This is a genomic window from Bacillus sp. EA-CB0995 (assembly GCF_055814245.1).
The window spans coordinates 3,379,339-3,392,906 of sequence record NZ_CP169269.1 but is presented as its reverse complement, the minus strand read 5'-3'; the positions used below and the strand labels follow the sequence as shown (position 1 = coordinate 3,392,906).

Annotated in this window: 9 protein-coding genes, 5 pseudogenes, 1 riboswitch and 1 other annotated feature; of the genes and pseudogenes, 12 read left to right on the top strand and 2 right to left on the bottom strand. The window is 36.3% G+C overall.

Translation table 11 applies throughout. From position 1 onward, the window contains the following. Positions 1-2 precede the first annotated feature (2 nt). The 4 genes and pseudogenes from ACEWFJ_RS17530 to ACEWFJ_RS17515 all read left to right on the top strand — a co-directional run. Positions 3-722 (top strand): annotated as a pseudogene (locus ACEWFJ_RS17530) (sirohydrochlorin chelatase); the annotation flags it as partial. Between the two features lie 6 nt (positions 723-728). Then, positions 729-1,342, top strand: a pseudogene (locus tag ACEWFJ_RS17525) (NAD(P)-binding protein). A 67-nt stretch (positions 1,343-1,409) separates the two neighbouring features. Next, on the top strand, positions 1,410-1,874 hold the full coding sequence (locus ACEWFJ_RS17520; RefSeq protein ID WP_473689359.1) for an NUDIX domain-containing protein: 465 nt from the start codon (positions 1,410-1,412) through the stop codon (positions 1,872-1,874). Positions 1,875-1,928: 54 nt separating this feature from the next. Next, positions 1,929-2,175, top strand: a binding site (T-box leader). Positions 2,176-2,286: 111 nt separating this feature from the next. Continuing rightward, positions 2,287-3,630: a sodium-dependent transporter gene (locus ACEWFJ_RS17515; protein ID WP_473689358.1), complete on the top strand. Its 1,344-nt coding sequence runs from the start codon at positions 2,287-2,289 to the stop codon at positions 3,628-3,630. Between the two features lie 300 nt (positions 3,631-3,930). Here ACEWFJ_RS17515 and ACEWFJ_RS17510 read toward each other — a convergent pair whose 3' ends face one another. Together ACEWFJ_RS17510 and ACEWFJ_RS17505 are read right to left on the bottom strand one after the other, a co-directional pair. Then, positions 3,931-4,098, bottom strand: a complete 168-nt coding sequence (locus tag ACEWFJ_RS17510) for a hypothetical protein (RefSeq protein WP_473689356.1) — start codon at positions 4,096-4,098, stop codon at positions 3,931-3,933. Between the two features lie 152 nt (positions 4,099-4,250). Beyond that, a pseudogene (locus tag ACEWFJ_RS17505) lies at positions 4,251-5,533 on the bottom strand (murein hydrolase activator EnvC family protein). Between the two features lie 427 nt (positions 5,534-5,960). Between ACEWFJ_RS17505 and gltP the strand changes: the two are divergent. The 8 genes and pseudogenes from gltP to ACEWFJ_RS17465 all read left to right on the top strand — a co-directional run bounded on the left by gltP (position 5,961) and on the right by ACEWFJ_RS17465 (position 13,425). Beyond that, positions 5,961-7,231 (top strand): annotated as a pseudogene (gene gltP, locus ACEWFJ_RS17500) (glutamate/aspartate:proton symporter GltP). A 62-nt stretch (positions 7,232-7,293) separates the two neighbouring features. After that, positions 7,294-7,821: a ribonuclease FAU-1 family protein gene (locus tag ACEWFJ_RS17495; RefSeq protein WP_473689355.1), complete on the top strand. Its 528-nt coding sequence runs from the start codon at positions 7,294-7,296 to the stop codon at positions 7,819-7,821. A 144-nt stretch (positions 7,822-7,965) separates the two neighbouring features. Beyond that, positions 7,966-8,070: riboswitch (SAM riboswitch) on the top strand. 97 nt (positions 8,071-8,167) lie between these two features. Then, the gene (locus tag ACEWFJ_RS17490) at positions 8,168-9,484 is read left to right on the top strand and encodes a Na+/H+ antiporter NhaC family protein (protein ID WP_473689354.1); all 1,317 of its coding nucleotides are present in this window, start codon (positions 8,168-8,170) and stop codon (positions 9,482-9,484) included. A 193-nt stretch (positions 9,485-9,677) separates the two neighbouring features. Next, positions 9,678-10,034 carry a lmo0954 family membrane protein gene (locus ACEWFJ_RS17485; RefSeq protein WP_473689353.1) on the top strand — a complete coding sequence of 119 codons (357 nt, stop codon included), beginning with the start codon at positions 9,678-9,680 and terminating at the stop codon, positions 10,032-10,034. A gap of 45 nt (positions 10,035-10,079) precedes the next feature. Next, positions 10,080-10,741, top strand: a pseudogene (locus ACEWFJ_RS17480) (PspA/IM30 family protein). Between the two features lie 257 nt (positions 10,742-10,998). After that, entirely contained in the window at positions 10,999-11,739 is a 741-nt protein-coding gene (gene liaF, locus ACEWFJ_RS17475; RefSeq protein WP_473689352.1) for a cell wall-active antibiotics response protein LiaF, read from the top strand. Then, positions 11,739-12,800 (top strand): sensor histidine kinase, encoded by a 1,062-nt coding sequence (locus ACEWFJ_RS17470; protein WP_473689351.1) that lies wholly within the window; start codon positions 11,739-11,741, stop codon positions 12,798-12,800. Before liaF ends, ACEWFJ_RS17470 begins: the two co-directional genes overlap by 1 nt. Next, positions 12,793-13,425, top strand: a complete 633-nt coding sequence (locus ACEWFJ_RS17465) for a response regulator (RefSeq protein WP_098309479.1) — start codon at positions 12,793-12,795, stop codon at positions 13,423-13,425. The genes ACEWFJ_RS17470 and ACEWFJ_RS17465 overlap by 8 nt, the downstream gene beginning before the upstream one ends. The last annotated feature ends 143 nt before the right edge of the window (positions 13,426-13,568 follow it).

The window sequence follows — 13,568 nt, the reverse complement described above, 5'->3', positions numbered from 1 at the left end:
TTATGAAAGCAGTATTATATATTTGTCATGGCAGTCGTTTGCAGGAAGCACGTGAAGAAGCGGCTGCTTTTGTTACATCGTGTATGGAACGTGTATCGGCTCCTATTCAACAAATATGTTTTTTAGAATTAGCACCACCTTCTATCGCTGAGGGGATTACAACTTGTGTGCAAAAAGGGGCAACTGAAATTGTGATTGTCCCTGTCTTTTTATTAGCGGCAGTTCATGTGAAAAAGGATATTCCTGAGGAGTTAGAATGGTTACAAAATCAGTATCCTCATGTGTCATTTTCATATGGAAATCCATTTGGCGTTTCTCGTGAACTTGTTACTGCAGTTCTAGATGGTAGCGGAATGAAAGCGATTGGCAAACGAGTTACCCTTTTACTTGTAGCAAGAGGGAGTAGTGATGAAGAAACGTTAAGAGATGTCCGGGACATTGCGACATTGTTTGAAACAGCAGATGAAGTAGCAGAGGTCGAAGTATGTTATTTAGCAGCGGCCAAGCCACAATTTGAAGAGAAGCTACATGAGCTTGTTCAAACAACGAACACCCCTATTGTTATCCTTCCGTATCTTTTGTTCACAGGATTGTTAATGAAGAGAATTGAAAAAGCAGTTCGGAAAAACAACCATTCTCACATTGTATTATGTCCGTATTTAAGCAAAAACCAGGCTTTTCAAGACATGCTAATAAAATGTACAGAAGAAATGATAAGGGGAGTGTATATGTACCCATTAACAGTGCGAATAAAGAATAAACGTGTTGTTTTTATTGGCGGTGGACGAGTCGCAGCATTTAAGATTGCACCTTTATTGCAAGAAGAAGCCAATATAATTGTAATTAGTAGAAAACTTGATAAAAGTTTAATTCAACTTGTAGAAGAAGAAAAAATTCGCTGGTTTCAAAAAGAATATGAAGCAAGTGATCTTGCAGATGCATTTTTAGTCGTTGCTGCAACAAGTGATGCACTGTTAAATGAGAGAATTGCAAATGACGCAGCGCCGAATCAACTTGTAAATGTAATTACAAATCCTGAGAATGGTAATGTTCATTTTCCGGCAACTATTCATCGCGGGAAATTGAACGTTGCTGTATCTACTGGGGGAGCAAGCCCAAAGCTTGCGAAAAAATTCGTGATGAAATTGCAGGGAAATATGATGATAGTTATGAGGAATATGTGAATTTCTTATATGATGTACGTATGAAAGTGAAGCGGCTACAAGTAGATAAGAAGACGCAGAATGTTTTATTACAGGAAGTACTTAAGTCTGTTTATGTACAAAATGCACAGCAACGAGAAGAATTTTTTTATTCTTTAGATGAAAAGCTAGTATTTTAATAGTTTGTAATATTTCCCACCTTTGAATAAAATAAAGAATGCATTACTGAAAAGGAGGGGAAGAGATATGAAAATTAGAAATTCAGTAAAAGCATTAATTGTACGGGACAATCATTTTTTAGTAATTAAAAAGCGTGACCAAGATGGGGAGTACTATACACTGGCTGGCGGTGGTCAAGAACCGGGCGAAACATTTACAGAGACAGTAAAACGAGAGTGTTTAGAAGAAATTGGTGCGGAAGTTAAACCGAATGAATTATTGTTTATTAGAGAATATATTGGTAAAAATCATGAACATGCTGCGTTTGATTTTGATGTTCATCAAATTGAATATATGTTCTCATGTACACTTCTTAGTGAACCGAATATAGAACGAGCAACAGAGTTAGATACGGATCAAATTGGAATAGAGTGGTTGCCGTTACATAACATTACACAGTATCGCCTCTATCCGCAAACACTACGTGTGCACTTGCAACAACATTTTATTCATCATGAAAAGACAGAAGTATATTTAGGAGATGTAAATTAATTTGTTCTTTACAAATGCAATAATCTCCTCTATAATCACAATGAACTTCAATACATGAAATCAATGAGCAAGAAGAGTACGTATATTTGAAGCGTTCAGAGAGCTGGGGGAAGGTGTGAGCCCGGTACGATAAAATATACAGAATGGGCTTGCGAGAGGTATGTTGAACTAATAGTAGGCAACCCGGGTTCCGCCGTTACAAGGATAGGGTATCGGAAGCATTCCTGTACCTGAAAAGTGGGATAATTATATCCAACTGAGGTGGTACCACGGTATTTATATTACATATATCGTCCTCTACATGCATCATAGCGTGTAGGGGACTTTTTTATTTTCTAAAGGAGGTGGGCGAGTATGAACTGAAAGTATAGAAGCAGGGAAAATGAAGATATGCGAATAAGGAGAAGTGGAAATGAAAGAAACACAGCAATGGACGTCGAAAATTGGGTTTGTACTCGCAGCCGCCGGGGCAGCAGTTGGGCTTGGAGCGATTTGGAAATTTCCGTATGTTGCCGGAAATAGTGGAGGAGGAGCCTTTTTCCTTGTCTTTTTATTAATGACAGTATTTATCGGTCTGCCGCTTTTAGTGGCGGAATTTGTTATCGGTCGCAGTACGCAGAAAGAAGCGGTGACAGCGTACAAAGTATTAGTACCAAATAATAAATTATATCCATGGATTGGCCGCATGGGAGTTGTGACATGTTTTTGTGTTTTAGCATTTTATAGTGTTGTTGGAGGCTGGATTTTACTTTATTTATTTTATAGTGTAACAGGTGGATTATGGGGGAATGCCGTTGATTACGCAAAGTTGTTTGGAGAAACAATCTCAAATCCAGTAAGTGCCATTGGAGCACAATTTATATTCATGCTTTGCACAATTTTTATAGTAAGTAAAGGTGTAGAAAAAGGAATTGAAAAAGCAAGTAAGTATATGATGCCGCTATTATTTGTTTTGTTTCTTGCAATTATTGTTCGTTCTCTTACATTGGACGGAGCATGGGAAGGCGTCAAATTTTTCTTGAAACCGGATTTCTCGAAATTAACAGCAAAAACAATCTTATACGCCATGGGACAATCATTCTTTTCGCTTACGGTTGGAGCGTCTGTTATGGTCACATATAGTTCTTATTTGAAAAAAGAAGAACATTTAGCAAAATCAGCAATATCGATTACAAGCTTAACAGTTTTTATTACTGTACTTGCAGGGCTAGCAATTTTCCCAGCGATTTTTGCGTTAGGTGTTAGTCCAACAGAAGGACCGGGATTACTATTTATCGTTCTTCCAGCTGTGTTTGGAAAAATTCCTTTCGGGCATTTTTTCTTTATTTTATTCTTAATTCTATTTTTCTTTGCAACCCTTACATCGGCAATCTCTATGCTCGAAATTGTTGTTGCTTCCGTAGCCAAAGGGGATGGAAAGAAGCGTCCATCAGCATCGCTCTTAATTGGGTTACTTATTTTCGTAGTTGGAATTCCAGCGGCACTATCATTTGGAGTCATGAGTGATGTGAAATTATTCGGAAAGACAGTTTTTGATTTATTGGATTTTTCGGTGAGTAACGTATTACTTCCACTTGGTGTTTTAGCAATTTCGCTCTTTGTACCAAATAAAATGAAGAAAGAGTTGTTAATGCAAGAATTAGAAGTCAAAGAAACAAGAGGGAAAATATTATTTAATGTATGGTTTTTCTTGCTTCGCTACGTTATTCCGATTACGGTTCTTCTTGTCTTTTTAAACGTTATTGGTGTACTTTAGTTAATAAAAAACGGAGAATATTCTCCGTTTTTTATCCCACTATTTGCGGGCAGTAAGACCTCACCTCAAGATTCAGAAAAAATCGTTGTCCAGCTCTAGCGGCTAGAATCTCCGGTCGTTTCGCCCCCTCGGACGAGGCAAAAAGCGCCTCTCTGTCGGGTGCTCCAACGTCCTGCGATTCTGGGCGAGCCGCTTCCGCTTTTCTACAGAAGATGGGTGGGGGATAACTGCTGGCATGCGCTCGATTGGTGAGAGTTTTCCATCAGTGAGAAAAGCGTCACTGATGGAAGTTTCACTTTATTATGATGTAGAAGTTTGTAATAGACGAGTATATGTTTTAAAAGCTACAACGGCTGCGATGAAGGCACCAATAAAAAAGATACCGGATCCAGTTAATGAAAATAATCGGCCTATAAATGTCTCTTTGGCTTCTTGTAATATTAGGGCTGCTTGTGATTCTTGATTCATGTGTAGACCTCCTCAAAAAACTTTTATGTTATTATATGTGTAATGCCTAGAAGGTGTTAAAAATCATAAAATATATATATAAGAAGTACATGTGAAAGATGGGATTCGCTTGTTTTACATAAATAAAAAAACTCGGCAATTGCCGAGTTTTTTTATTTAATATAAGGAGCTGGATCTACAGCATTTGATTTTGCTTGATTCCACTCACCGATGTGCAGTTCGAAGTGCAAGTGTTGACCGTGTGAATCACCTGTGTTCCCCATAAAGCCGAGTTGCTGGCCTTGTGTTACTTTTTGTCCAACTGAAACGGAGCGGCTGCTCATATGAGCATAAACAGTTGTATATGTTTGACCGTTCATACGGTGCGATAAGTATACAACATTTCCGTAGCTACTAGAGAAATCGGAGCGAATAACAACTCCATCGGCTGCAGCGACAATTGGTACGGTTCCAGGAGCTGCGATATCAAGTCCTTTATGACGATCACGTGATGGATCATTAAATCCAGAAGTAAAGCTACCAGCTGCTGGTTTAATAAAACCGCCAGTATTTTTCGCTTGAGGTGCAGGTTGGCTTTGCGCTGAAGGAGCGGCTTGCACTGAAGGAGCGGATTGCTGAGATCGTTTTTGTTCTTCAGCTTTTTTGCTTCTTCAGCCTTTTTCGCTTCTGCTGCACGTTTTTCCTCTTCAACTGCATTTTGAACAGCTTGACGTTGGTTTTCTAAAATAGTCTTTGATTCTTCTAAACTTTCCATCTCAGAATCTATCTTTGAAGCTTTTTCGTGTAAATCGGTAATTAATGCTTGCTGTTGTTGCTGATTTGCTTGTAGTTCTTGCTGTTGTTTCTGTAATGTCTGTTCAGATTCCTTAAGTTGTGTTTCCTTTTTCTCAATCGCTTCTTTTTCTTTTTTAACAGTTTCTTGATCTTGTGTTTGCTGTTTTACGATATCTGTATCATTATTTAAAATTACACTTACAGAATACATATTTTCTATTAGTTCAGCGATATTGTTCGTGTTAATTAATACTTCTGTAATTAAATTTGTACGTGGTTGCTCTTGCATGGACTGTAATCTCTGCTTAATTACTTCTTGACGTGTATCGATTTTTTTCTGTAGTTCTTCAATATGTTTCTTTTTCTCATCAATACTGTTTTGTGTTTTTTCGATTTCAGCTTTTGTTGCGTTTAAATCTGCTTCATTTTTATTAATAGAAGCAGTTAATTCATCGATTTTTTTCTGTAAATCTTGTATTTCTTTTTCGATTTGTTCTTTTTCAGTTGATTTCGTATGTATTTCTTGTTGTTTACCTTCTAATTGTGATTGAATATTAGATAATTTATCTTGACTCGTCTCCGCATATACTGGTGAAAGCAATGGAGAAACGAAAATAGAGCCGGCTGTCAGTAAACTAAACGCTGTTATTTTTTTGTTCATCTGTCTATCCCCTTTCCCTATTCTATATAATCACAGGAAGGAGAAAAATGTCTATTGTTGTAATGATAATGTAAAAAAAATTAAGAAATTGTTATTAAATGTCGAAAATTACAAGGAAATCACATAAAAATTGTTCGTCTCTACTATAGAAATTTATTGATGTTACGAACTAACATATATTGAGAAATAAGAGAAGAAGGAATCGTTCTCATGTTAGGTTTTCTGACATCAGGTTTATTTTTGTCAAGAAAAATATTTGCACAGAGGAAAATTTATTTAGTTGTCAGATTTCTATTTTTGCCTTATCATTTTAATAGGGGCGAAAGTATTGAATAGTCTCATAATATTTAATACTGCGATTTTTATATTTTAGTAGAAAAATAGAATATAAAAATTAGGAACATCTAAGAAGGGGGTTGCAGCAAGTATGAAAAGAATTGGACTTGCATGGCAAATTTTAATAGGTCTTGCTCTCGGTATTGCCGTAGGAGCAATTTTTATGGTGATCCGATGGTTGGTAAGATTTTACAACCGATTGGTGATATTTTTATCCGCTTAATTAAAATGATCGTCGTACCGATCGTTGTTGCCAGTCTTATTATTGGGGTGGCAGGCGTTGGTGATATCAAAAAGCTCGGCCGATTAGGCGGGAAAACAATCCTTTATTTTGAAATCATTACAACAATTGCGATTATTGTTGGTTTATTAATTGCAAACATATTCCAGCCAGGAAAAGGCGTGGATATGTCACATTTACAAAAAACAGATATTTCTAAGTATACAGCTACAACAGAGCAAGTACAGCACCACTCATTTGCAGACACATTTGTAAATATCGTTCCAACGAATATTATGGACTCGTTAGCAAAAGGAGATATGCTCCCAATTATTTTCTTCTCTGTGTTATTTGGTTTAGGAGTAGCTGCAATTGGAGAAAGAGGGAAGCCAGTTCTGAATTTCTTCCAAGGTGTAGCAGATGCAATGTTTTGGGTGACAAATCAAGTAATGAAATTTGCGCCGTTTGGTGTATTTGCGTTAATTGGCGTAACGGTTTCTAAGTTTGGTGTAGCGTCATTAATTCCGCTAGGTAAGTTAGTTATTGTTGTTTATGGAGCAATGATTTTCTTTGTTGTTGTTGTATTAGGTCTTACAGCAAAAATATTTGGAATTAATATTTTTCAGTTCTTTAAGATTTTAAAGGACGAGCTTATTTTAGCGTATTCTACCGCGAGCTCAGAGACGGTTCTACCAAAGATTATGGAAAAGATGGAGCGTTTTGGTTGCCCGAAAGCCATTACATCTTTCGTTATTCCGACAGGTTATTCATTTAACTTAGATGGTTCAACATTATATCAAGCAATTGCCGCTCTTTTCTTAGCGCAAATGTATGGTATTCACTTATCAATTACAGAGCAAATTACATTGCTTCTTGTATTAATGGTTACTTCAAAAGGAATTGCTGGTGTACCAGGCGTATCATTCGTTGTATTATTAGCAACGCTTCATACAGTAGGTATTCCGGCTGAAGGTTTAGCATTTATCGCTGGTATTGACCGTATTTTAGATATGGCACGTACAGCAGTAAACGTAGTAGGTAACTCATTAGCTGCCGTTGTAATGTCTAAATGGGAAGGGCAGTACGACGCAGAAAAAGGACAAGCTTATTTGAAAGAGATTTCAGAGAAGCAAGCAGCTTAAATTCCAACAAAACCCTCACGTTATACGTGAGGGTTTTTTCTATATGAAAGAAGTGACTGTAAATGAAACGGAAATATGGAGATGGATCATCGTGGAAACGACTAGTTGATAAAGCATATTCAGTAAAAGAGGTACAAGATGGTATGTTAGGTATACTACATATGAAACAAGTGAAAGAGCTTAGCTACAAGCAATATCGTAATAGAAAGGTTTGTATTGCAAATAACGATTATACTTGGGTACAGTATTTTATAAATGGAAAAAATTTTGCGATTACAGCTATGTTAAATGAGAAAAAAGAGTTTGTACAATATTATATTGATGTGTCAAAAGAGTATAAAATTGATACAAGAGGAATACCTTATTTCGATGATTTATATTTAGATGTTGTGCTGTTACCGAATGGTGATATGTATTTACTAGATGAAGATGAGCTAGAAGAAGCATATGCAAACGGAAATATTTCAAAAGAAGAGTATAAGTTAGCCTGGGATACGGCAAAGTGGCTTATGGAAAAAATTGAAGAAGAACATTTTTTTTGGTTTTCAATTTTAGAAACAGAAATTTTGAAAATAAAAGATATTATTTAATTGCATGGAATGTTTGATTCATTCGTAACTTTGTATAAATATCAAAAAAATACCAACTATTTTGATAGAAATAATGTTTGACATTTTCTTTTGCAGCGAGTAAAGTAATAAAGGATTGATTTACACAAAATATAATATGAAACCTTCTTATCAAGAGAGGCGGAGGGACTGGCCCTACGATGCCTCGGCAGCGGACTCATGTAGAGTGCTGTGCCAAATCCAGCAAGCGATATGCTTGATAGATGAGAAGAGTGTTTCTTATATGATATATAAGACCTCTTCTCTTCAGAAGAGGTCTTTTTCGCTCTTGTGAAGGAAAGGTTTAGAAATAGGAGAGGATATTACTTTGGAACAAACAAAAGGAAATGGATGGGCATTATTGCCGCTTGGTATATTTTTAGCACTATTTATTGGTTCTGGTGTGATTACAGGAGATTTTTATAAGTTACCAATCGTAGTTGCTATTTTAATTGCAGTTGCTATCGCGTTAGTAATGAACAGAAAAGAAAACTTTACGACAAAGGTTGAACGTTTTGCTAAAGGGGCTGGCAATCCAGATATCATGATTATGGTATTAATCTTTGTATTAGCAGGTGCATTTTCTGAAACGGCAAAAGGTATGGGCGCTGTTGAAGCAACAGTAAACTTAGCTCTTACTATTTTTCCGCAAAGCTTGTTAGTTGCTGGACTGTTTATTATTGGTGCGTTTATTTCATTAGCTATGGGAACGTCAATGGGGACAATTGCAGCATTGGGGCCAATTGCAGTAGGAATTAGTGGGCACACGGATATTTCTATGGCACTAGCTATGGCGACAGTTGTTGGCGGAGCGATGTTTGGTGACAATTTATCCTTTATTTCAGATACGACAATTGCTGCGGTGCGTACACAAGGAACGGAAATGAAAGATAAATTTAAAACAAACTTCTTGATTGTATTACCAGCTGCCATTATTACGAGTATACTTTTAATCGTTCTTACGTTAGGAACTCATACAAATATGACAGCACATGCGTTTAACTGGGTGAAAATTTTACCGTATGCAGGGGTGTTAATTACAGCGCTGCTCGGATGTAACGTACTCGTTGTATTAACTGGAGGAACAGTGTTAGCTGGTATCATTGGCATGTTAGATGGAAGCTACACATTAGCAAGTTTCTTTAAAAGTATTACAGTAGGAATTAATGGTATGATGGAGATGGTATTATTAGCGATTTTAATCGGTGGAATGGTTGAAATTATCCAATATAACGGCGGTATTCAGTATTTAATGAATATACTAACGCGTAATATTCGTTCGAAAAAAGGTGCAGAATTTGGAATTGCTGGTCTTGTAAGTATGACAAATATGTGCACAGCAAACAATACGATTTCTATTATTTTCACGGGTCCACTGGCAAAGAATATTGCAGATCAATATAATATTGATCCGAAAAAATCTGCAAGCTTATTAGATTTATTTTCATGTAGTGTGCAAGGATTAATCCCATACGGCGCTCAAATGTTAACAGCGGCAGGGTTTGCTTCACTTTCACCAGTTGAGTTATTACCGTATTCATTTTATCCAATGCTAGTTGCTGTTTGCGGTATTGTTTCAATTGTAATTAATTTTCCGCGTCTTTCACCTATAGCTAAGAAAAAGGAATATGAAAAAACAGCATAATGAAAAAGAGGATGTCTTGTATAAGGCATCCTCTTTTGTTTTGAATATAAAGACTAATTTCATCTCACTTTAAATATAGGTCTGATGATGAATAGGACTTAAGTCTGAGAAGAAAACGGTTCTTAAGCTCGTTATAGAAAAATGAAAAAATAGTTAAGATAAGAGTATCAAATCGAAGGGAGGCAAGCACAAGATGAAACAGTTTCTAGCGTTTATCGCAGCCGGTATTTTAGCTTTAATTGCTCTTGGAAGTCTTGCTGGTATTATAGGATTTGCAATTGGAGCAGGGATTGTGTATTGGAGCTACAAATCATTTGTGCGAGCACGATCATTTTTTGGAAAGTTAGCTTGGGGTATTGTCGGTTTAGTTGGCTTGTCAATCGGCCTTTCCAATTCACCAGCATTAATCGGTATCGTAGCAGTAGTCGTTCTATATTATGGATACCGCGAATGGAAAAAAGAAAAAGTTGTAGTAGAGTCTGCTTCAGAAGGTTCTAAACCATATAGCAATTTTGAAGATGAATGGAACAAATTAATGAAAAATAACTAATATTAAACAACTAAAATAATAAAGTAGAAGAGAGGAAGATTTAAAATGAAACAATCATTATTCGGACGTGTACGCGAGGCAATACTTGCAGATCTTCATAATGTGTTAGACGAGAAAGAAAGAAAAAACCCAATTGCGATGTTAAATCAATATTTACGTGATAGCGAACGTGAGGTAATAAAAATTGAAAAGTTAATTGAGCGTCATAAAACATTAAAATCTAATTTTGCTCGTGAGCTTGAGCAGGCGCGTTATTTCGTAAATAAGAGATCCAAGCAAGCTGTAATTGCGCAAGAAGCAGGAGAAATGCAACTGCAAGAACGTGCATTAGAAGAAGTCGCATATTACGAAGGGCGAGTAGCTCGCTTAGAAGAAATGTATGCAGGTGTTATGGAACAAATTGATGAATTAGAGCGTCGCCTTTCTGAAATGAAAAATAAATTAAAAGAAATGAATGCAAAACGTATGGAATTAATGGCACGTGAAAATATGGCACATGCGAACCGTCGCATGAATACGGCTCTGCATAAAATGGATGAAAATAACCCATTTTTACGCTTTGAAGAAATTGAAAATCACATTCTTGATTTAGAGCTTCGCATCAATGAAGATCATGAACGTGACACATTTGATATGAAGATTGCAAAGCTTGAGCGCGAAATGAAGGAGAAAAAGAAGTATCTATAACAAAAGAATCAGTAAAATAATTGTAGTACATTATAAAACAAGCTTATGATATAGTGATAGAAGAAAAGGTGTTGGAATGCAATACCTTTTTCTTCTGTTTATCCCGCATTAACGGGCAGTAAAACCCCCACCTCAAGATTCAAAGAGAGACGAGGAAGATAGGTGGGGATAACTGCCCGTAAAAGCTCGATTGGTTCAACTAACTATCAGTGGGGGATGAAAAAACCCCCACTGATAGAAGTTTCACTTTACATATGACAAAGAAAGGGGAGCTGAGATGAAGAAACAATTTTCGAAAACACAATTTGTAGGAATGCTCCTCATTATATTTGGATTTGGTCTTGTTCTTGATATGATTCTCGGACATTTTGAGCCGGGTGCCCTTATTTTTGCTTTTATTATGATTATGTTTGGAAGGAATTATCGAAAAAAGAACCGATATGTGAGAGGAAATGTGCTTTTATTTGTCGGAGGACTCACTTTCGTATTTTTCCTGTTTTCATCAGCAGCCTTCGTGCTTGTTCTATTTGCTTGTTTAGCTTTCGTTGGTTATCAGCTTATGCAAGGTCAGCAGAAGTCAAAAATGGTACAGGTCGAAATTAAGGAAAAAGGATATATAAATGAAGAAAAACAAATCTATCGAACAGAACCGTATCTTAAGAATATAATGGTTGGTAACGTACGAATAATGGATCATATTTATGAGTTAGAAGATATTAATGTCCAGTATGGAATCGGTGATGTTGAAATTGATTTAACAACAGCTATGATTCCAGAAGGAGAAACCGTCATTGTTATTCGTGGTGTTATTGGTAATATTCGTTTGTATGTTCCATACGATATTGAACTATCTTTAAATCATTCTGTTGTTATTGGAAAAGTTTTGCTTCCTAATCATGAAGAAACAGGTTTTAATCGCAATGTAACATTCAAAACAGAACACTATAATGAGGCTCCTAGGCGTATTAAAATTATTTCTTCGCTTATCGTAGGCGATACGGAAGTGAGGAAAGTATAATGAAAAGGCACAAGAATATTTCATGGATGTATATTCGCTACTCTATGTTATCTGCTAGTAGTATTGCATTCATTTGTACCATCGTATATGTATGGAAAAGTGGGCAATCTGTATATGATTTATTATGGAAAGAATCGATTGCTTCTGTTCCAGTTGGATTGTTTCTTATCTGCATGAGTCTTCTCATTGGTGGAGTTGTTGGGTATGCGATTGGTTATTATATGCAGCAGCGTATTCAAGGTTTAACGACTTTTTTATTTGAAGTAGAACGAGGGAATTTCCCGAAAGATGCTTCGTTTACTGCAGAAGATGAATTTCATGAAGTGGAGCGAAAGGTAATTGTACTTGCTAGGAGATTAGAGGAGCAAGCAGGATTATTTCAAAAAGTAACGAATGAACGAGCGCATTGGAATGAAGAAATGAGACAAAAGGTTATTTCAGAAGAGAGGCATCGTTTAGCTAGGGAGCTTCATGATTCTGTAAGTCAACAACTCTTCGCTATGTCAATGATGATGGCAGCAATTAATGAGCAAACTGCTAATATATCAGAAACTACTCAAAAACAATTACAACTTGTTGAAAATATGGTTGTAAATGCACAATCAGAAATGAGAGCATTGCTCCTTCATTTACGTCCTGTTCAATTAGAAGGTAAAAAATTAACAGAAGGTATTGAAGAATTATTAACGGAGCTTTCAAGAAAACAACATATGAAGATTGAATGGTTGATTGAGCCAATTCAATTGAAAAAAGGTGTAGAAGATCACTTATTCCGTATTGTACAGGAAGCGTTGTCAAATACACTGCGACATGCACAAGCAAAGAAAACAGAAGTAAGGCTGCGTCAAATTGATGAATATGCAATTTTAAAAATTATTGATGACGGCGTAGGTTTTGAAGTAGGCGTCAATAAAGCTGGATCATACGGTCTTCGTTCCATGCAAGAACGTGTCCATGAAATTGGCGGAACTTTAAAGGTATTAAGCTTCCCGAATAAAGGAACGCAAATTGAGGTGAAAGTGCCGATTCTTATAGATAGAGAGGAGGAACAGCATGATTAAAGTATTGCTCGTTGATGATCATGAAATGGTTAGGATGGGTGTATCTGCTTATTTATCAACTCAGCCGGATATTGAAGTTGTAGGAGAAGCAGAAAACGGAAGAAAAGGTTCAGAATTAGCATTATCATTAAAACCAGATATTATTTTAATGGATCTTGTTATGGATGAAATGGATGGTGTCGAGGCAACGCGTGCGATTATTCAAGAATGGCCGGAAGCGAAAATTGTTGTTGTAACAAGTTTCTTAGACGATGAAAAACTGTATCCAGTCATTGAAGCCGGTGCAACTAGTTATTTATTAAAAACATCAAGAGCAAGTGATATAGCAGATGCAGTGCGGGCAACGTACGATGGAGAAACAGTGCTTGAACCGAAAGTTACCGGGAAAATGATGTCACGTATGCGTCAAAAGAAAGAACAGCCGCTACACGAAGAATTAACAGAGCGCGAGTTTGAAATCTTATTATTAATTGCACAAGGAAAGAGTAATCAAGAAATTGCAGATGAGCTATTCATTGCTTTAAAAACAGTAAAGACGCATGTAAGTAATATTTTAAATAAATTACATGTAAGTGATCGTACGCAAGCGGTTATTTATGCGTTTCGCCACCAGCTTACAAAATAAAAAAGGCCGTAGAAACGCCTTTTTATTTTGCATTGTTTAGTGTTATGTTTACTTGTTTAGAAGATTCTGTGAGAGAGTATCCAATATGTAGTAAGGGTTATTCAATTCTTTCTGTATATAAAGGTAGATATTTTTAACATATT

Coding starts and splice junctions, on each gene's coding strand:
- ACEWFJ_RS17520 (WP_473689359.1), top strand. CDS start 1,410: ATGAAAATTAGAAATTCAGTAAAAGCATTAATTGTACGGGACAATCAT.
- ACEWFJ_RS17515 (WP_473689358.1), top strand. CDS start 2,287: ATGAAAGAAACACAGCAATGGACGTCGAAAATTGGGTTTGTACTCGCA.
- ACEWFJ_RS17510 (WP_473689356.1), bottom strand. CDS start 4,098: ATGAATCAAGAATCACAAGCAGCCCTAATATTACAAGAAGCCAAAGAG.
- ACEWFJ_RS17495 (WP_473689355.1), top strand. CDS start 7,294: ATGAAACGGAAATATGGAGATGGATCATCGTGGAAACGACTAGTTGAT.
- ACEWFJ_RS17485 (WP_473689353.1), top strand. CDS start 9,678: ATGAAACAGTTTCTAGCGTTTATCGCAGCCGGTATTTTAGCTTTAATT.
- liaF (WP_473689352.1), top strand. CDS start 10,999: ATGAAGAAACAATTTTCGAAAACACAATTTGTAGGAATGCTCCTCATT.
- ACEWFJ_RS17470 (WP_473689351.1), top strand. CDS start 11,739: ATGAAAAGGCACAAGAATATTTCATGGATGTATATTCGCTACTCTATG.
- ACEWFJ_RS17465 (WP_098309479.1), top strand. CDS start 12,793: ATGATTAAAGTATTGCTCGTTGATGATCATGAAATGGTTAGGATGGGT.